The sequence below is a fragment of the Mycobacterium scrofulaceum genome, assembly GCF_002086735.1.
In the GTDB taxonomy this organism is placed as follows: domain Bacteria; phylum Actinomycetota; class Actinomycetes; order Mycobacteriales; family Mycobacteriaceae; genus Mycobacterium; species Mycobacterium scrofulaceum.
Window position 1 is genome coordinate 15,790 of the sequence record NZ_MVIJ01000028.1, and the last position, 17,607, is coordinate 33,396.

Sequence of the window (17,607 nt, forward strand, 5' to 3'; positions counted from 1 at the left end):
CGTGCCCACTCCTCCGCTGGATCCCGACGCCGCCGCCCGAGTCGCGTCGCTCGGTACGACCCCGCCGATGCGCCAACGCGGCCTGGCCGCGGTGCGGGCCGCGATCGAATCCGCGCCGCTGCCCGAGGCAATGCCACAGATGGACAACATCACCGAGACCGCCATCCCGGGGCCAGCCGGGCCGATACCCACGCGAATCTATCGTCCCACCTCAGATTCCTGCCCGCCCGTGCTGGTGTATTTCCACGGCGGCGGCCTGGTCATGGGATCCAACCACTCGTTCGAACCGCTGGCCCGCGCGCTCGCATCGGCGTCCATGGCCACCGTCGTCGCCGTCGACTACCGCCTGGCCCCCGAAGCGGCACCGCCGGCGCAGTTCGACGATGCCTACGCCGCCACAGAATGGGTGTCGCGCCGAGCCGCGGATCTGCGTGTCGATGCCAGCCGGCTCGCAGTGGTCGGCGATAGCGCCGGAGGTTCGTTGGCGGCCGCGGTCGCACTGGCCGCGCGTGACCGCGGCGGGCCGGCGATCTGCGCACAGGTGCTGCTGTACCCGGGCCTGGATCGCGACATGACGGCCCCATCGGTCGCGTCACTGGCCGACGCGCCGCTGCTCACCCGCGACGACATCGACTACATGCACGCACTTGCCGACGGAGCCGCCGGCTCGCCCGAGGGCCCGTACCTGGTTCCCGCCTACGCCTCCGACCTTTCTGGACTGCCGCCCGCGATCGTCGTCACCGCCGGCTGCGACCCGATCCGGGACTGGGGTGAGCGATACGCGGTGCGGCTCCGGGACGCCGAAGTTCAGACCACCCTGGTCCGCTACCCGGGTATGTACCACGGCTTTCTCATGTACCCCGACGCGACCGCCCGCGGCCGGCTCGCCATCGCCGAGATCGGCGCGGTACTGGTCGCCAAGTTCGCCAATCCGCTCCCATTTTGACGTCCCGATCACCGGACACGAATCGACCGCACGTCGACGGTGGCGGCGACAATCAGACCAATCGAAACATGCAGAAGGAGACCGCTGATGCTTACGGATGAGCGCCGGACGGAGCTTTCCAACGTTTTGCGGCCCGCCGCGCCGCCTCGCGAAATCGACAACGTCTACACGGCCGACCAACGCGAGCGGCTGCTCAATGTCGTACACGCGCACGGTCCTTGGAAGCTGATCATCGCCCAGCACTTCGCGTCGGCCGACGAGTTGATGGCCACCATGAGCGGCGCCTTCCCCGAGGGATTCACTCCGTCGCTGGACCTGTTTCTGACGCCGACATTCCGCGGCTACCTGGCCAACTACGGGGCCGTCCTCTACCCGGAGCTGCACGACTGCTTCTACAACGCCACGTTCCTCGAGCACGCCAAGAGCTACTGGAACGCCGAGTACGCCAAGCCTGAGATGATGCTGTTCAACATCAATGGCCCGTGCGCCAACCGCGATCCGGGCCATCTGGACTCGCCGAGCTTCCGCGGTGTACGCCACGAGAACGCCCCCACGTGGCTGTGCAGCGTGATGGGCAAGTCGGGCCTGTTCACCGACTACCTCATCAAAATGGCTCAGGTCATCACCTGGTTCTCCCTCGACGAGGGGTCCGGTTTTACCTATTGGCCCGACGGCCCACTGAAGGCCCCCGCCCGGGTCTTGCCGCCGATCAACAACCGCGGAGTGGTCGTTCAGAACGAGATGATGGTGCACCGCGGAGAAGCCAACGGGCCACTGGATCAACAGGTTCCGGCGGGGCTGGCCTTCGACACAGTCTTCGCCGGCGACCCGGCCGACCCCAACCACTGGCTTCTGAAGAACGGCGACGACGTCATCGCACGCCACCACACCGACGAATTGCGATTCCTGGTGCACTGGTCCGCCGAAGTGTTCTCGGACTTCGAGGAACTGAAAAAGAACATGGACGGCTCCGACGACATCACGATCGAACGGGCCATCGGCATGATGGTCGACGACCTCAAAGGCAAGGGCATCCAGCTCGACACTCCCAGCGATCCCCTGCACGACCCGACCTTCATCGCCGCCCTCAACGCCGCGTACGACCTCGGCGGACCGACAACCTACCCAGAAGAAGCGCCACTGAGCGCGTTCCAATTGGCTTAAGCACGAAAGGCGCAGCATCAAGGATCATTTCGGGGAATCCCGGGGCATGCCGACTTGGACGGGTCCGGGATATGCGGCGCCGTTCAGCCCCGACTGCGTGCGATCTATGGTGACCGACCGACAGTGAACTGCGGCTCAGACAGCCGGGTACGCCAGCGTTCCTACGATCATCTGCATGCCGCAGCGCAACGCGGATTGCAGGGCGGCGAAATCGCCGTGCTGGACCCAGTGGACGTAGGCGTGGCGACACGCTTGAACCACCAATTGGGCAGGCAGCTCTCGGGTGAATGGGTCATCGCTTAGATCAAACCGGACGGCAAGGAACTCGGTGATGGCACCGACAAGGTCTTGTCCCCAGTCCAGCCACCGTAATCGATATTGGGGATCGCTGATCATCATCGCCATGAATTTGCGATCGATCTCCATCCGGCCCCGCCGGGGAACTTCGGTGCTAAATGCCGCAACGAGGACCTCGACGGCGTCGCTGTCCGTTGCTGCGTCACTTAAAATCTGGATGCTGAGCCTGCCGAATTCCCGGAATAGCGGCATAACGACGTCTTCTTTGACCGGGAAGTAACGGTGAAATGTCCGCGGCGCAATGCCCACCGCTTCACAGATCCGCTCGACGGTCGCCGAGGTCGATCCGTCGGCGAGAAACGTGTCGCGGGCAGCCAGCGCGATGTGCATTCGAAGGTCGTCGGCGCGACGCTCCGCGTGCGTCGCCGGACTGCTCACCAGCCTTACCTCACTTCCTCGCCACACGAGCGGCACGTCGATCCTAACCGTGAAAATCCCCGACTCATGTACTCCACCTGCGACGGCATCCCGCTGAGCGGGATCGCGACGGTGACACACAGCTCCGCGGACTAGCCTGAGGAATGTCAGATTCTGCCATTTATGTCCTGATCTGACACGGCGCCGTGGTGACGTGCTGCACAAGCAGTGTCCCGTTGACAGATATGCGATGACCTGTCCCCAAGAGGGCCGAACCACGCAGCCAACGATGTCTCGACACCAGCCGAGCCCACTGAGGAGAAGCTCCCATGACCGCTGAAACCGACGAACTCAACTATGACGACTACACCCATGACTTCATGGGGAAGGTCGGCAACGTCCAAGACTTTTCGCGCGATTTCCTCCTGGGCCTCGCGCGAGTGTTCGAAGACGTCTTGAACTTCATGCCCTACGCCCATGTCAAGATCTATTCGGAGAAGGTTGGCATTAGCGCCGCCATGGACGTCGCCGCGGAGCTGTCGCGGGCGGGAATGCGCCAAGTGATGCCGATGGGGCGCTACATCGCCCCGCCGGGTTGGGACTGGAAAAATGCGCAATACCAAGCGATTCCTTTTGATGTGCAGACTGAGGACCTGACCAAGCCGGCCCTGATACGTCTGATCAAAACCTATTGGGACCAGTACCTCAAAGGGCACAACTATTTCATCGACCAGTGGACCAAGATCCTCCCTGAGGAGGAGGTCTGGCTCGGGCTTCCCGACATGTACCAACTCATCATCGATTACCAATATCCCAAGCTGGCCAGGGTGTTCAAGATCGAGCCGGTGCACGTCGTGGACTTTCTCAAGCTGGCCTGCCTGAGCATCGACGGTACGCTGGGGTACGGCGGTGAGTACATCGTCTACAACCCCGATCACGTGGTGCTCAACATGCGTCGGTGCGAAGTGCTACAGAAGTACACCGACGAAGGCCTCTACCCGCCGGCAAGGGCGTGGATGAACTGCACTTTCGAGCAACGAATCTCGGCCCCGTTCTTCCCCGGGTGCAAACTCGATATCAACTTGCCACCAAAGGATTTCAAGTTTGCCCAAGGAGAACCCTTCTGCGTGTGGACGTACACGCGCGGTGAAGCAAACCACAAGGCCGCCGCGGCCGCCCCTGATCCGCGGGCCAGCGCGATGAAGAAGATCCCCATCATGCCGGTGTCATCGACCTAGGAAGTGGCGTGGCCGCGGATCCCTGGCCGGGAGCTACGAGGCCCGGCCAAGCCCGACCACGAACGGTCCGTGTGACACGACCGGAGACTCAATCCGTCCCAAACCGACTCGACACACACAGCACTCGCTCGACAGCAATCGGCTCGCGGGGGCTCATCACCTAACAAGTCCAGGGTGTCGCGCAATCGGTGACGATGCAGCTCCGTTGACCGGGTTCAGTATGGAGGGCAGCGATCAATCGTCACCAGTGCTCGAACCGCGCCTTGACCGCCTCGGAGGTTAGTCCGTAGTCGCCCAGCGAGTATCGGTGCTTGGGTGCACGATGGTCGAGCTGACTCTCCTCGTGAGCCGCATCAATGGCCAATACGGCCTCCTCGGTCAACGGAAGCCCGAAGTGCTCATAGATGCTTCGGACGGTATCTACCGGAGCGGCAACGAAATCGAAGTAGTCGACGTCGCAAAACTGGTTCGGGTTGTGCTTGGCGCGACCACTCGTGAACCGCTCGATGGCGCGCGCCCAGGTGTCCAAAGTGTCATGGCCGATTTGTTCCCGCGAGAAGGTGTTCGACCAACCCTTGGTGGAATGCTCCGCTAGCGAGCACATGGACGGTAGCAGGGTCTCGGGCGGACGATGGCACTGCACGATCAACGCGTCCGGATAGGTCTCGAAGATCGCGTCGAGCGAGAACAGGTGGCTGGGGTTCTTCAGTACCCACCGTTTTGAGACGTCGTTGAGTCCAATCAACTGGAGGTTCCGGCGGTGCCGGCGATACGACGGCGCCCAGTCTTGGTTCGATAGCCACTGCGCATAGGTGGGCACGTGCGCCAGTGATTCATACGACACCGAGTGGACCGACTGCCGCAGCAATTGCCAGCATTCTTCGAGGACATCCTCAGCGATGTAGTGCAATCCGAGAAACTCAGGATTCTCCCGGTGCGCCTTCGCGTAGTAGGCCTGCAGCTGGCGATACTCCGGGTAGCTATCCCATTCCTCTCGAGGTGGGCGCGGCTGGGGGTACTCCGCCAGCCACAGTTCCAATCCCTGGTGGGCCGGGTCGGCGCCCAGAAGACGGTGCAGGGCAGTCGTTCCCGTCCGCGGCAACCCGGTGACGAAGATAGGGCGCTCAATCGTGACGTTCGCGTGCGAGGGGTGGCGTTTCCATGCCGCCTCGCTCAGCAGCCTTGCCACCAAGCCACCCAGCAGGTAGTGCCGCGTCATGGTGGCACCCAGTGGCGTGAAGCCCGCTTCGCGCTCATAGGAGTCAAGTAGCACGCTGAGCGCTTCGCGGAAATTGTCGTCATCGGCTCCGAAATCGCTGTGCCCTGCTCTTTGGATCGCTTCGCCGCACAGGTCGTCCACAGTTCCGACGACGGTTGCCTTTGTCATGCCTTGGACTCCCCACTATTGACGTCAAGTGTCTGTCCGGTGATGCCGCCGGCCATCTCGCCGAGCAGAAAGATAATCGCCGAGGCGACATCGGCCTCGGTGACCAGTAGCTTCAAGTCGGATTTCCCGGCGACGGCCGCATAGCCCTGACATCGATCAACCCAGCATTCGTTGAGCTACCTGCTTCTGGCGAAGCGCAATACGCTCACGCCAATCCGCCTCGGAGATCTTGTTATGAGTGAAGTAGGGAAGGGTGTCGGGTATCGCGTCGAAGTCAACCACCTCGACGGACGGTGCGTCGGCTTGGCCCATCTCGCGGGACAACCGTTGCCACCGGAACTGTAGGTAACCACGTCGGTGACCCAGTGTCTCAACCCAATTCGTCAGTCCCGGGTTCTGCTCAGCAACCACAATGCGCATCTTCCCGTCGGGATCGACTTGCGTCTGAGCGCCGTTGAGTGACGTCTGGTGGTTGATGTAATCGAGCGAGATGTACCACATGCTGCCCAGCTGGAAGCCCTGATAGGGGGCGTCACTGACCGGGACTGTGATGATCATTGCCTGGTCCGGGGTTAATTCATAATGTCCGGCCGAGGAGTATTGGGTGGTCAACCCACCCGGGGTGACGCGCGGAGCGACCAGTGTGTTCACCGGAAGGTTGAGATAGAACCATTGCGGAAATTGCAGCCAGGTCTTCACCCGCTGCACCAATGCCGATGCGGCGCCGGCGAAATGCTCGCGGACGTCCGCACAGGTCGACCGGGCTGGGGAGCTGCCGGAGGTGTCGGCGCGGTGTATGGTGATCGATCCACGCCGCTGGGCCCAGTCGCCATAAACTTCGCGGATCACCAGTTGCCCGGAGCGTTTGGGAGTGAAGCGCCATTCAAAACTGCCGTCGGGCGCGATGTCGAGTTGGCGATCATCAAAGGCCACTTCGCTTTCCGGCACGCTGTCGTCGGTGTACTCACCCGCGAGATATTGGAAGCTCAGGTCCGTGGTTGTGCCGCGGATGCCGGCGATCACATATTCAAAGCCGGCAACCATCTTGGCACCGAAGTACAAAGTGTCGGGGTTGTCCAGGCCCATCTTGCTGAACGGACCAGTGCCAGTGAACAGAAACGGATGGTCCAGGTTTAGGTTGAACGCTAGGTGAGTGCAGGCGACGATGCCGCCCGCCAGATATCCCAGGCCCTCGGCCAGGTCGGCATCGCTCTCTACATGCGGTGCTGCCGCAATCAACTGTTCAGCTTCGGCTATCGCGTCTAGTAATGGTTGGGAGAACACGGTTTTGACCGTAGGCCGCTGGCATACTCCTAGCGCGCGGACCGCCCACTCTCCGGGAGGCCATTGCGGCCAGGGGTCATAAATTCTTGCTTTTGCGCCGCCACAGCTTCATGCGCGCGAGCCACTTGACGTCGACGTAGTCCCGCATCGCTCGTATGGTAGTCGTTTCGCCACATCTGGACTGCGCTGCCCGAAGTCGTCGGTGGTGAGGGTCGTCAGCTCGCTGCGCTGGTGCGTGACCTGTATGTGCGCTCACTGTACTGCTTGAGGGCAAGCGCCGTGTCGTCGAAAGCTCGCTTCACCCAGCCGCCGGTGTCCGTCATGACTTGGGCTGCGTGTTGTCCTAGGAATGCATCCGTGGAGTAGTAGCGGCACCCGCCGTCTCCCCTCGCCTCGATAATCTGGTCGCGCCGCGCGGCGTACGGGGACTCCGCCGTCGCTCGCTGCTCCCAGGAAAGCAAACGCTGCGGGACAATCGCGCACACGTATTCGGTGTGGGACCACGTGCCGTCAGTGCCAGAGTATTTCCCCGCTAGAACCATCTCGACCGGAGAGCCCATTGCGAGTGTTGATTCGGCGGCAACGCAGAACGGATTCCACTGTCCGTAATTGCCGAGGTCTAGAAGGATGTCCCACACCACAGCCGGCGGCGCCTCGATCTCTACGGTGATGGAGCGCACGAGCGTGCTCGGGTCATACTCTGGAATTGGCAGATCCGTCATGGAACCTCGCTGATGAGTGGGGCGTGAACGGCGCACCGCGCCTACGTGATAGGTGAATGCTGGCGCGAGGCGCGCTCCTTCGGAAGGCGCGTTCGCCACTCAACGGGATGGCCTGTCGTTCGGCCGGAATGCGCCTGCGAATACCTGCCGCATGCCCCGGTAAGCAGCCGCCCGTCCGTTACGCTGCGACCTGTATTCACCAAACGGGTCCCCCTCACCCGCCATCGACCACCGGTAGCGTCCCCGCTCGCACGGCATCCGTGATCGACTCGGTCAAAGCCGAACATGACAGGAACAGATTGGACCCGCCGTATGGGGCCAGTTGTGTAGCGGCCAAGCGCTCCTCGCAGCGGGCTAGGGCCGGAGCTGTCCACTGCACGCTCGTCTGGTTCCAGCTACTTTTGCGGACCTGCACCCGAGCCTGGCAGCGTTGGCAAACCACGGGCAGCATGGGCATGTCGGCAAGGCGATTGTCTTCCCTCGCACACGACGCCAGCGTCATCACACCGGGTCTGTGGCGGTCGCCTGCGCAGCGATATTGGCCTCGACCTCTTTCATCCAGGCCTCGTACGGGCGGGTGGTGTCGAGCTCAAACTCGAAGCGGTCCACCATATCCGGTTGAACATCGGCAATATCGACGTAGAACTGCTCATACCAGCGTCGCAGTTGGTAAACCGGGCCGTCTTCTTCGACCAAGAGCGGGTTGTCGATGCGCGCCTTGTGCCGCCAGATCTGCACATCTTGTTCGAAACCGAGTTTGACGAAGTCCCCCAGGGCGACCGCAGTCTGCACCGCGGCGTCATCGGGCAGCGCCTCGGATTTCTTGACGATGATGCCGTACTGCAACACAAAGGAATTCGCGTCAACCGGGTAGTGGCAATTGATCAAGACAGTGTGGTGGTCACCCTCCTCGTAGTGATAGGTCAGGTCGTCGACCATAAAAGACGGCCCATAGTAAGACGCCACCGATGTCGTGCCGAGCAACTGAGGACCTTCCGCGGCGCCCAGGTCGGGCCTGCCCGCACTGTTCATGTACTGGATAGCCACGTGCCCTTCGAAGATGTTCTTGAAATGAGTGGGCAGGGACCCGTGAATATAGAAGAAGTGGGCCATGTCCACGACGTTGTCGATGATCTCACGGCAGTTGGTGTTCACGACGGTGGTGTACCAGTGCCACTCGGTCCACTCGTCGCTGGTAGCGCCTTCGATGCGTGGGATCCCGACCTCAGGTGGGGGCGGTTTGCGCTCGGGATCGTTCCACACAAACAACATGCCGTCCTGCTGCAGGGTGGTCCACGCTTGCGTGCGGGCCAGCTTGGGTGTCCGCTTGCTGTAGGGCACCAGCTTGCAGCGTCCGTCACCACCCCAGCGCCAGTCATGGAACGGGCACGCCACCTCGTTGCCCTTGACCTCACCCTGCGACAGGTCACCGCCCATGTGGCGGCAGTAGCCGTCGAGGACGTTGACCTGCCCATCACCGCCGCGAAACACCACCAGCTTCTGGCCGAAGGCATTGATCGCGTGCGGCTTGCCGTCACTGAAGTCTTTGATCAGACCTAGGCAATGCCAGCCGCGGGCGAATCGCGTTGGGGCAGCATCGGCCTCGATCAGCCGAACGTCGCCGGCTTCGGACTGCGAATTCATGGCGCCATTCAACCCCGACTGACCGGCGGGTGGAGGGCGCGTGTTCCACTGATCAGGACGCCTCTTCCCGCTGAGCAGCCCGGCCGCTTACCGTTCCGAGGTGTGACAACGCACAGTACGACCATTCCTGCTGGACTTCCCGTGTCCGACACGACGGTGGACCTACTCGTGATCGGTTCGGGAACCGGCATGGCCGCAGCACTCGCCGCCCACGACCGGGGGCTCTCCGTGCTGATTGTCGAAAAGTCCTCGTACGTGGGTGGTTCGACCGCACGTTCCGGTGGCGCGCTGTGGCTGCCCGCGGGCCCAGTGCTGCAGCGGGCCGGTGCCAACGACACCGCCGAGCGTGCCGCCACCTATCTTGACTCCGTTGTCGCGGGCTCAGCCCCGCCTCCGCGTTCCGCGGGATTTTTGACACATCTCTCCGCGACCGTCGAGCTGCTCGAACGAACGACTCCGATGCGGCTGTTTTGGGCCCGGGAATACTCCGACTACCACCCCGAAGAGCCCGGTGGCAGCGCAGCCGGGCGTACCTGCGAGTGCCGGCCCCTGGACACTGCCGTCCTGGGCGAATACCGCAGTCGGCTGCGGCCCGGGGTCATGGAGTCCGGCCTATCCATCCCGACAACGGGCGCGGACTATCGTTGGCTCAATCTGGTTGCGCGGGTGCCGCGCAAGGGAATTCCGACCCTGGCGAAGCGAGTGGCCCAGGGTCTGGGTGGCCGCCTGCTTGGCCGGCACTATGCCGCGGGCGGCCAAGCCCTGGCCGCCGCCCTCTTCGCCGGTGTATTGCGGGCTCAGATCCCGGTGTGGACCGACACCACCTTGCTGCGTCTGGTCGGCGACGACGACCGCGTCAGCGGGGCGGTTGTCGGCCATGGTGACCGCGAAGTGACCGTCACGGCCCGGCACGGGGTGGTGCTGGCCACCGGTGGCTTTGACCACTGCATGGAGATGCGCTGGAAATTTCAGTCCGAGGCACTCGACCCCAACGTCAGCCTGGGCGCTGACTCCAATACCGGCGAGGGGATCCGCGTCGCCCAAGAACTGGGTGCAGACATCGATCTGATGGACCAGGCTTGGTGGTTTCCCGCGATCGCCCCGCTGCCGGGCAAGGCGCCCGCGGTCATGCTCGCCGAGCGATCACTTCCGGGCTGCCTCATCGTCAACCAAAACGGGCATCGATTCGCCAACGAGTCGGCCGACTATATGTCGTTCGGACAGCGATTGCTCGAACTAGAGCAGTCCGGGCAACCGGTAGAAGCGATGTGGATCATCTTCGATCAGCAGTACCGCAACAGCTATGTCTTTGGTGCCGAACTGTTTCCGCGGATGCCCATTCCACAGACCTGGTATGACGCGGGCATCGCGGTGCGCGCCGACAGCCTGCGTGAACTCGGCGCACGGATCGACGCTCCGATGTCGGATTTCAAGCAGACGATGACACGCTTCAATGAAAACGCCTCTCTAGGTGAAGATCCCGACTTTGGTCGCGGCCGCAGCGCCTACGACCGCTACTACGGAGACCCGACGATAACGCCGAACCCCAACCTGCGACCGTTGATCAAGGGCCCGTTCTACGCCGTGAAAATGGTGCTCAGCGACTTGGGTACCTGCGGTGGGCTCAAGGCCGACGAGCGGGCACGGGTGCTGCGCGAAGACGGCACTGTCATTGCCGGGTTGTATGCGATCGGCAACACCGCGGCCAACGCGTTCGGCGCCACATATCCCGGCGCGGGCGCGACGATCGCCCAGGGATTGGTATACGGCTATATCGCCGCGCGAGACGCCGCCGGTGGCGGTTAGTCGGCTCGGCGCTTGGCTTGGACCTGCTTTTCCACCTCACGCCAGTAGCCGGGTGTGGGGCGGACCTTTCCGGAACCGGGTTTGGCCTTTTGGATGATCGAGTCGGCGGCATCGATGTCTTTGATCAATTCCAGTGCGAACTCGCGCTCGGCGGCGTAGTACTTGGCGGCCCACCGCAGCGCCAGCACCGAGTAGGCCCAAGCGGGTTCGTCCTCGGCGCCTTCGGCGTCCTCGACCGCTTTGCGATGCCTGGCCTCGGCGTAGGCGACGTGGTCCTGCAACATCTCCTTGAGCCGAGCGGGAGTGGTTAGATGGCCGAACGTCACCCGCATCAGCACACTGTGTTTGAGCACCGGCGGATCGACGGGGGCATTGTTGGTCCAGTCGGTGACCGCGTCCAACCCGGCCGCGGTGATCTTGTAGAGCCGGCGGCTGCGCGTGCCCTCGTCACGCTCGATGCGTGATGTCACAAGCCCCAGGCTTTGGAGCTTCTTCAGCTCGGTATAGATCTGGCTGTTCGACGGGCTCCAGTAGTAGAGGTCAACGCTCCAGTCGATCCACTTTTTCAGGTCGTAGCCCGAAACTTCCTCTTCGTATGACAGCATGCCCAGCAACGCCCAACTGGTGGCGGCAAGTGCCGACTTCACCGGCTTGTCACTGGGCTCGGCCATTTTGCCAGATTAACAGCACAGCAGAGATGCCTCTGTGATATGCCCGCTGGACGGGACGCCACCTTCCGGGCCGCTACCTCATCATTTCACGCTGTTAGTCGATGACCACCGAAGTCGCAGGCGTCGATCCCATGCGCAGCGTCCCTGCCGTTCTACAGCACGCGGCCCGCACCACGCCCACCGCAACGCCAACGTTCGCCGTGCCACGCCTAAGGGGCCACCCGCCACCGGCTCGCGGTCCGCTGTCAGTGCGGGTGAAGACCTTGCCGAGCGGCGCCCAGCCACCACGAAATGCCGTTGCTGTTCCGGCATCGCAAAGACCGGGAATTCGAGTCTACCGATGACGGACCCATCCTCGACATACGAGCTGCTGGCCGTCTCCGTTCGCAAACTGATCGACGCAACGATCCGAACGGAGTTGGAGCCCAACGCTATTTCCGACGCTGCAGCCCAGATCGACGTTATTACAAGCCGATTGAGCGCCGAACAGATGCCTGGATCGTTCGGCGAACGTCCCAGCACCGACGGGCAAGGCCCCGCTTCAGGCAATGCGGTGATCGGAGTCCGCAACCCGTTGGCTCCCCCCCTCACAATTCACCAGGGAAACGGATTGGTCTGGTCGGAACTCGTCCTCGGTGCAGCCTATGAAGGTCCGGCGGGTTACGTCCACGGCGGTGTGTGTGCGATGGTGTTGGACCACGTGCTCGGCGCCACCGCCCACAAGCCGGGGCGGCCCGCGTACACCGGGACGCTGACGCTGCGCTACCACCGGGGAACTCCGCTACTGAAGCCTCTCCGGGCCGAAGCCTGGGTCGACCGCGTCGAAGGGGTCAAGACCTTTGCCGTTGGACGGCTCACCGACAGCGATGGCGTAACCGTTTCAGCAGAAGGGGTTTTCATTCATCCGCGGCAGTGAACGGAACGCCGGCGATACGGCACGCCTACGCCCTATCCCACACACGCATGCGTGTGGAACACCGCCCCGTCGAAGGGTCCCAACTCGGCCCGCGAGGCTGCCCAGGAAGGCTCGGTGCGCTGCGAGCCACGTGACCGCGGGAGCCGACGAAATACGGGATGCGGAGGTGTCGATGTCGGACCCTGGCGTCGCGTCACCGGGCCATGTTGGCGAAGCGCGACAGGTGCAGCTGATGAGCGACGGTGACCGTCTTGGTGGGACCGTTGCGGTGTTTGGCGAGAATGAAATCCGCCTCTCCCCCGCGCGGATCGTCGCGCTCGAACGCGTCGGGCCGGTTCAGCAGGATGACCATGTCGGCGTCCTGTTCCAGCGATCCCGATTCGCGAAGGTCGGACAGCATCGGCTTCTTGTCGGTGCGCTGTTCGGGACCGCGGTTGAGCTGGCTGATCGCTACCACTGGGACCTCGAGCTCCTTGGCCAGCAGCTTGAGCTGGCGTGAGAATTCGGACACCTCGAGCTGCCGCGACTCGACCTTCTTTCCCGACGACATCAGCTGCAGATAATCGACCACCACCAGACGCAGGTCGGCCTTCTGCTTCAGCCGGCGCGCCTTGGCGCGGATCTCCATCATGGTCAGGTTCGGCGAGTCGTCGATATACAGTGGCGCCTCACTGATTTCGCTCATCCGACGCGCCAGCCGCGTCCAGTCGTCGTCGCTCATGCGCCCGGAACGCATGTCGGCGAGTTTGATCTTCGCCTCGGCCGACAGCAGCCGCATGACGATCTCGGACTTACTCATTTCCAATGAGAAGATGACGCTGGCCAGTCGGTGCTTGATCGAGCACGACCGCATGAAGTCCAGACCAAGCGTGGAGTTATGAGTGGGGATCATTGCCTCGCTCGCCAGATACATGTGGTTGTCGTTGTCGACCTCCACACAACGCACGGCGACTGACTCGATCGGGCGAACGTCCACGATGAAGCGGGATCCGGAGCGCCGGGTCCCGGTTGTGGCCCGTCGTTCCTTGTGCTCGATGGCCTTGCGCTGCAACGCGAATACCACGTCATCCGTGGAGAAGGTCAGGGTGTAAGCGATGCTCGACGAGTCGCTCCGGCCCTTGACGCGCTTGGTCGAGATTTGGCAGCGATAGCCCAGGCTGACGATCAGCTCGGCGACATCACGCGCCAGCCTCTGGTGGGTCACCGAGAATTGGACAGCGCCGCCCACGGTCACGGTTCCGTCCGTGTCGAGCAGCCCGGCGAGCAGAGCTCGCCGCTGTGTCTCGGACCCCCGCAGATATTCGATAGGGATGTGCTTGTTCCCGAGCACGCCGAGCGTGCGCAATCGCGCCTGCAAGGTGCCTACGGCGGCGTGGCAGCTCTGGCACAACCGCATCCCCGCCGATGGCGCGGCGCAGCGAACGCAGACCGGACCCGGCGACGGAGCAGAGACAAACCGCGCCCGGCCGCCGCACGAGCGCCCACAGGTCCGCACCTGACTGGTTTGGGGAACGAAGGACTTGCCGCATACCACGCACTGGCGCGGAGCCGGCCCAGCGCTGGGCGGCAACCGCAACTGGTACCGGTAGGGAGCGGAATCCGACGGAACCGCTACGAACCCATCCGCTTCGATCCGCATGATGATCTCGGGATCGGCACTGGTGATCTGGGCTGTGGCACTGGTGCCATCCCCAAGCCAGGCGCCCAACGTGTACGGCGGAATCAAGACCTCGCGATCCGGTAGGTCGAGTGCACGCGCATTGACCACGCTGTGGTTCAGTCGCCGGTCTCGGGTGGCGCAGCGCACGGTTCCGGCGATCTCGGCCGTGGTGCGCACCGCGGCGAAGGTGCGTTGATTCTTGTAGCGGTTGTAACCCACCGCCGCAGCTTGCGCCGACTTCCGCGATGCGCGTGTTTCGGTCAGCCACTGATGCTCTGCGTCGGCGACAATTACCGTCCCGTCCGAGAACTCGACCTCATAGCACGGGCGGCCCAGCATCACCTCGGTGGCGGCCACCACACGGGTCGGCTGGCCGTCGGCGCCGAGTAACTCATCACCGACCGCGACATCACCCATCGTCGTCCAGCCGTTCGGCGTGGGCAGCAGCGTGTCCAGCGCGAGCGCTTTCCCCACGCCGGGCCTGGCCGCGACGATGATCATCTGCCCGGCGTGCAGGCCGTTGGTCACCTCGTCGAGTTCGGTGAAGCCGGTCGGCACGCCGCGAGAGATGCCACCATTGGAAGCGATGGCATCGATCTCGTCCATCGTCGGCTGCAGCAGGTCTTCGAGCGGAACGAAGTCCTCCGACGTGCGGCGCTCGGCCACTTCGTAGATCTCCGCCTGCGCGCGGTCGACGATCTCGGCCACGTCGGCGCCCTCGGCGCCGGCGTAGCCGTACTGGACGACCCGGGTACCGGCCTCGACGAGCCGGCGCAGCAGCGCCTTCTCGGCCACGATGGTCGCGTAGTAGCCGGCATTGGCCGCCGTGGGCACGGTGGAGATCAGGGTGTGCAGATACGGCGCACCGCCGATCCGCCGCAACATCCCGCGCCGGTCCAGTTCCGCGGCGACCGTCACCGCGTCGGCCGGCTCGCCGCGGCCGTAGAGGTCAAGGATGGCGTCGTAGACGTTCTGATGCGCGGGGCGGTAGAAGTCACCCGGCCGCAGCCTCTCGAGCACGTCGGCGATGGCGTCCTTGCTCAGCAGCATGCCGCCCAGCACCGCCTGCTCGGCGGCAAGGTCCTGCGGTGGCTGGCGGCCGAAGTCCTCACTGGGCGCCGGTGAACCCATGCCCGGCGCCAGGTCATCGACGACCGCCACGGATCCCTCCTCCCCTGCCACGCACCCGAACGTACATTCGAAAATCGATCTCGTCAGCGTAAGTCAAGGAGCCGACAATTCCGCCGCACAGCGCTCGCACGCCTCGCGCCGGGACGACGTTAGACGTTGCTGGCTAGTAGGTGAAAGGGGCGCTGTTCATGAACCTGTGCATCGTGTGTGCATATCCTTCGACACCTGTGTTGAGTGGGGTGTGGAGAACCTGTGTATGAATTCAAGGGGCTCTGACATCGCTGCTGTTAAGGGCCATGTAACGCGACGAAATTCGTGTGGACAAGAATCTCTACGGCGTGTCGTCGCAGGTTACTGCGCCGGGCGTGTTGGCTTTCAGCCATATTTTCGCAGCGTTACGGCAGGGTAAATAGGGGCCGCGGAACACCCGACGGCAATTGTTCGCTAGGGCTCGCGTCCGCGACCGCCCGCCATGGGCTCCAAAGGCGTGACCGCAGCGCAACTGAGCCCGGCGGCGGCCGATGAGGGCCACCGCCGGGAAAGAGCAAACGTCGGAGGCTTAGCTCTCCGCGACAACCTCGAGGGCGACTTCGACGTCGACCTCGGGATGCAGGTGCACCGACACCGGGTGGGTGCCGACGGCCTTGATGTGCGACTTGGGCAGTCGGACGATCCGCTTATCCAGGTTGGGTCCGCCGGCCTTCTTGATGGCCGCCACGACGTCACCGGACGTCACCGAGCCGAACAGCTTCCCGGAGTCGGCCGCCGTCCGCACCGGCAACTGGACGGGGCCCAGCGCCTCGATCGCCGTCTTGAGTTCGTTGGCGTGCCCGAGGTCGCGCACCGCCTTGCTGTCGCGGGACCGGCGGATCTCGTCGGCCTGCTTCTGCGCACCGCGCGAGGCGACGATCGCCAGGCCGCGCGGGAGCAGGAAGTTCCGGCCATAACCGTCCTTCACCTCGACCGTTTCGCCGACCGTACCGAGGTGGTCGACGTCAGCCGTCAGAATCAGCTTCATCGTTTTCGTAACTTTCGCTTGGGCTTCGGCTGCTATCGCGCCGAGGAGGTGAACGGCAGCAGGGCCACCTCGCGGGCATTCTTCACCGCGATCGCGATGTCGCGCTGGTGTTGCACGCAGTTGCCGGTGACACGCCGCGCCCGGATCTTGCCGCGCTCACTGATATAGGTGCGCAGCAACGCGGTGTCCTTGTAATCGATCGCTTGCCCCTTTTTCGCGCAGAAGACACACTTCCGCGTCTTGACCGGCTTTTCCGGAGCCGGACGTCGCTTGCTGGACTTCGCCATGACTGTCTTTCTTTCCGTTTCTTACTGTTGAAGTGTTCTAAAACGGCGGTTCGTCGTCGCCGCCGCCGAAGGACCCCGATGCCGGGGCGCTGCCCCAGGGGTCGTCGGCGGGTGCACCGCTCGCCGGCGCGGATCCGCCCTGCCGGGCCCCGCCTCCGCCGCCGAAGCCGCCGCCACCGCCACCGCCACCGCCACCGCTGCGACTGGCCTTGTTGACCTTGGCCGTCGCGTACCGCAGCGACGGCCCGATCTCGTCGACCTCGACCTCGAAGACGGTGCGCTTCTCGCCTTCGCGCGTCTCGAAGGACCGCTGCTTGAGCCGGCCGGTGACGATCACCCGTGAGCCACGGGTGAGGCTCTCGGCGACGTTCTCGGCGGCCTCGCGCCAGATGTTGCACCGCAGGAAGAGCGCCTCACCGTCTTTCCATTCCCCGCTCTGGCGGTCATAGATCCGCGGTGTCGACGCCACGGTGAAATTCGCGACGGCGGCACCGGACGGGGTGAACCGCAGTTCGGGGTCGGCGGTCAGGTTTCCGACAACGGTGATAGTGGTGTCACCAGCCACAGTTTCCTCCTTGTTCCGCCTGCTACTCGCTGCTCCGACGGTGAATGGCACGTATCCTCGCTGAGCCTACGCAAGTCCACCGACGGTGGGCCCGCGACTGCGCCACCGGGTTTAGTGCTTGTCGGTGCGCATCACCTTGGTGCGCAATACCGACTCGTTGAGGCTCAGCTGGCGGTCGAGTTCGGAGACCGTCGCCGGCTCGGCCTTCAGGTCGACGACGACGTAGATGCCTTCGGCGTGCTTGGCGATCTCGTAGGCCAGCCGGCGCCGGCCCCAGATGTCGACCTTGTCGACGGTTCCGCCGTCTTTGCGGACGACGTTGAGGAACGTCTCCAGGGACGGAGCAACAGTGCGCTCGTCGAGCGTGGGGTCAAGAATGACCATGATTTCGTATGGACGCATGGAAACCTCACCACCTCCTCTGGTCTGCACGGCCACGGTCGATCCGCGGCAG

At 63.6% G+C, this 17,607-nt stretch carries 17 protein-coding genes and 1 pseudogene; 5 read left to right on the forward strand and 13 right to left on the reverse strand.

The features are described 5' to 3' along the window. Position 1: 1 nt before the first annotated feature. Together BST44_RS17925 and BST44_RS17930 are read left to right on the forward strand one after the other, a co-directional pair. Positions 2 to 946 (forward strand): alpha/beta hydrolase, encoded by a 945-nt coding sequence (locus tag BST44_RS17925; RefSeq protein WP_142274554.1) that lies wholly within the window; start codon positions 2 to 4, stop codon positions 944 to 946. A gap of 87 nt (positions 947 to 1,033) precedes the next feature. Further along, the gene (locus tag BST44_RS17930; protein ID WP_083178456.1) at positions 1,034 to 2,110 is read left to right on the forward strand and encodes a hypothetical protein; all 1,077 of its coding nucleotides are present in this window, start codon (positions 1,034 to 1,036) and stop codon (positions 2,108 to 2,110) included. 135 nt (positions 2,111 to 2,245) lie between these two features. Here the strand turns inward: BST44_RS17930 and BST44_RS17935 are convergent, their stop codons facing one another. Then, the gene (locus BST44_RS17935) at positions 2,246 to 2,845 is read right to left on the reverse strand and encodes a TetR family transcriptional regulator (RefSeq protein WP_244184856.1); all 600 of its coding nucleotides are present in this window, start codon (positions 2,843 to 2,845) and stop codon (positions 2,246 to 2,248) included. Between the two features lie 308 nt (positions 2,846 to 3,153). Between BST44_RS17935 and BST44_RS17940 the strand changes: the two genes are divergently transcribed. Then, positions 3,154 to 4,062: a hypothetical protein gene (locus BST44_RS17940; RefSeq protein ID WP_083178457.1), complete on the forward strand. Its 909-nt coding sequence runs from the start codon at positions 3,154 to 3,156 to the stop codon at positions 4,060 to 4,062. A gap of 241 nt (positions 4,063 to 4,303) precedes the next feature. Here BST44_RS17940 and BST44_RS17945 read toward each other — a convergent pair whose 3' ends face one another. The 6 genes and pseudogenes from BST44_RS17945 to BST44_RS17965 form a co-directional block, all read right to left on the reverse strand. Then, the gene (locus tag BST44_RS17945) at positions 4,304 to 5,449 is read right to left on the reverse strand and encodes a sulfotransferase family protein (protein ID WP_083178458.1); all 1,146 of its coding nucleotides are present in this window, start codon (positions 5,447 to 5,449) and stop codon (positions 4,304 to 4,306) included. Then, positions 5,446 to 5,598 (reverse strand): annotated as a pseudogene (locus BST44_RS29640) (SDR family oxidoreductase); the annotation flags it as partial. The gene BST44_RS17945 and the pseudogene BST44_RS29640, both read right to left, overlap by 4 nt. A gap of 7 nt (positions 5,599 to 5,605) precedes the next feature. Next, positions 5,606 to 6,733 (reverse strand): hypothetical protein, encoded by a 1,128-nt coding sequence (locus tag BST44_RS17950; RefSeq protein ID WP_083178459.1) that lies wholly within the window; start codon positions 6,731 to 6,733, stop codon positions 5,606 to 5,608. Between the two features lie 215 nt (positions 6,734 to 6,948). Then, on the reverse strand, positions 6,949 to 7,455 hold the full coding sequence (locus BST44_RS17955) for an SRPBCC domain-containing protein (protein ID WP_083178460.1): 507 nt from the start codon (positions 7,453 to 7,455) through the stop codon (positions 6,949 to 6,951). Positions 7,456 to 7,669: 214 nt separating this feature from the next. Continuing rightward, positions 7,670 to 7,957 (reverse strand): ferredoxin, encoded by a 288-nt coding sequence (locus BST44_RS30975; protein WP_083178461.1) that lies wholly within the window; start codon positions 7,955 to 7,957, stop codon positions 7,670 to 7,672. Further along, positions 7,957 to 9,099, reverse strand: a complete 1,143-nt coding sequence (locus tag BST44_RS17965) for a 3-ketosteroid-9-alpha-monooxygenase, oxygenase component (protein WP_083178462.1) — start codon at positions 9,097 to 9,099, stop codon at positions 7,957 to 7,959. The genes BST44_RS30975 and BST44_RS17965 overlap by 1 nt, the downstream gene beginning before the upstream one ends. Before the next feature lie 102 nt (positions 9,100 to 9,201). Here BST44_RS17965 and BST44_RS17970 point away from each other — a divergent pair, with 102 nt between their 5' ends. Beyond that, positions 9,202 to 10,905 (forward strand): 3-ketosteroid-delta-1-dehydrogenase, encoded by a 1,704-nt coding sequence (locus tag BST44_RS17970; protein ID WP_083178463.1) that lies wholly within the window; start codon positions 9,202 to 9,204, stop codon positions 10,903 to 10,905. Here BST44_RS17970 and BST44_RS17975 read toward each other — a convergent pair. Further along, positions 10,902 to 11,576: a PadR family transcriptional regulator gene (locus BST44_RS17975; RefSeq protein WP_083178464.1), complete on the reverse strand. Its 675-nt coding sequence runs from the start codon at positions 11,574 to 11,576 to the stop codon at positions 10,902 to 10,904. The genes BST44_RS17970 and BST44_RS17975 overlap by 4 nt on opposite strands. A gap of 340 nt (positions 11,577 to 11,916) precedes the next feature. On the opposite strand from BST44_RS17975, the gene BST44_RS17980 reads away from it, so the two are divergent. Then, a complete protein-coding gene (locus BST44_RS17980) occupies positions 11,917 to 12,492 on the forward strand; it encodes a PaaI family thioesterase (RefSeq protein WP_083178465.1) in 576 nt (191 codons plus the stop codon). A gap of 193 nt (positions 12,493 to 12,685) precedes the next feature. Here BST44_RS17980 and dnaB read toward each other — a convergent pair whose 3' ends face one another. The 5 genes from dnaB to rpsF form a co-directional block, all read right to left on the reverse strand. Continuing rightward, positions 12,686 to 15,313: a replicative DNA helicase gene (dnaB, locus tag BST44_RS17985; protein ID WP_083178505.1), complete on the reverse strand. Its 2,628-nt coding sequence runs from the start codon at positions 15,311 to 15,313 to the stop codon at positions 12,686 to 12,688. 529 nt (positions 15,314 to 15,842) lie between these two features. Continuing rightward, the gene (rplI, locus tag BST44_RS17990; protein WP_083178466.1) at positions 15,843 to 16,301 is read right to left on the reverse strand and encodes a 50S ribosomal protein L9; all 459 of its coding nucleotides are present in this window, start codon (positions 16,299 to 16,301) and stop codon (positions 15,843 to 15,845) included. 32 nt (positions 16,302 to 16,333) lie between these two features. Then, positions 16,334 to 16,588, reverse strand: a complete 255-nt coding sequence (gene rpsR / locus BST44_RS17995; protein ID WP_068038067.1) for a 30S ribosomal protein S18 — start codon at positions 16,586 to 16,588, stop codon at positions 16,334 to 16,336. A gap of 37 nt (positions 16,589 to 16,625) precedes the next feature. After that, a complete protein-coding gene (locus BST44_RS18000) occupies positions 16,626 to 17,153 on the reverse strand; it encodes a single-stranded DNA-binding protein (protein WP_083178467.1) in 528 nt (175 codons plus the stop codon). A 111-nt stretch (positions 17,154 to 17,264) separates the two neighbouring features. Then, on the reverse strand, positions 17,265 to 17,555 hold the full coding sequence (rpsF, locus tag BST44_RS18005) for a 30S ribosomal protein S6 (protein WP_067928342.1): 291 nt from the start codon (positions 17,553 to 17,555) through the stop codon (positions 17,265 to 17,267). Positions 17,556 to 17,607: the final 52 nt, after the last annotated feature.

Coding starts and splice junctions, on each gene's coding strand:
- rpsF (WP_067928342.1), bottom strand. CDS start 17,555: ATGCGTCCATACGAAATCATGGTCATTCTTGACCCCACGCTCGACGAG.
- BST44_RS17965 (WP_083178462.1), bottom strand. CDS start 9,099: ATGAATTCGCAGTCCGAAGCCGGCGACGTTCGGCTGATCGAGGCCGAT.
- rplI (WP_083178466.1), bottom strand. CDS start 16,301: ATGAAGCTGATTCTGACGGCTGACGTCGACCACCTCGGTACGGTCGGC.
- BST44_RS17940 (WP_083178457.1), top strand. CDS start 3,154: ATGACCGCTGAAACCGACGAACTCAACTATGACGACTACACCCATGAC.
- BST44_RS17930 (WP_083178456.1), top strand. CDS start 1,034: ATGCTTACGGATGAGCGCCGGACGGAGCTTTCCAACGTTTTGCGGCCC.
- BST44_RS17980 (WP_083178465.1), top strand. CDS start 11,917: ATGACGGACCCATCCTCGACATACGAGCTGCTGGCCGTCTCCGTTCGC.
- BST44_RS17975 (WP_083178464.1), bottom strand. CDS start 11,576: ATGGCCGAGCCCAGTGACAAGCCGGTGAAGTCGGCACTTGCCGCCACC.
- rpsR (WP_068038067.1), bottom strand. CDS start 16,588: ATGGCGAAGTCCAGCAAGCGACGTCCGGCTCCGGAAAAGCCGGTCAAG.
- BST44_RS17955 (WP_083178460.1), bottom strand. CDS start 7,455: ATGACGGATCTGCCAATTCCAGAGTATGACCCGAGCACGCTCGTGCGC.
- BST44_RS30975 (WP_083178461.1), bottom strand. CDS start 7,957: ATGACGCTGGCGTCGTGTGCGAGGGAAGACAATCGCCTTGCCGACATG.
- BST44_RS17945 (WP_083178458.1), bottom strand. CDS start 5,449: ATGACAAAGGCAACCGTCGTCGGAACTGTGGACGACCTGTGCGGCGAA.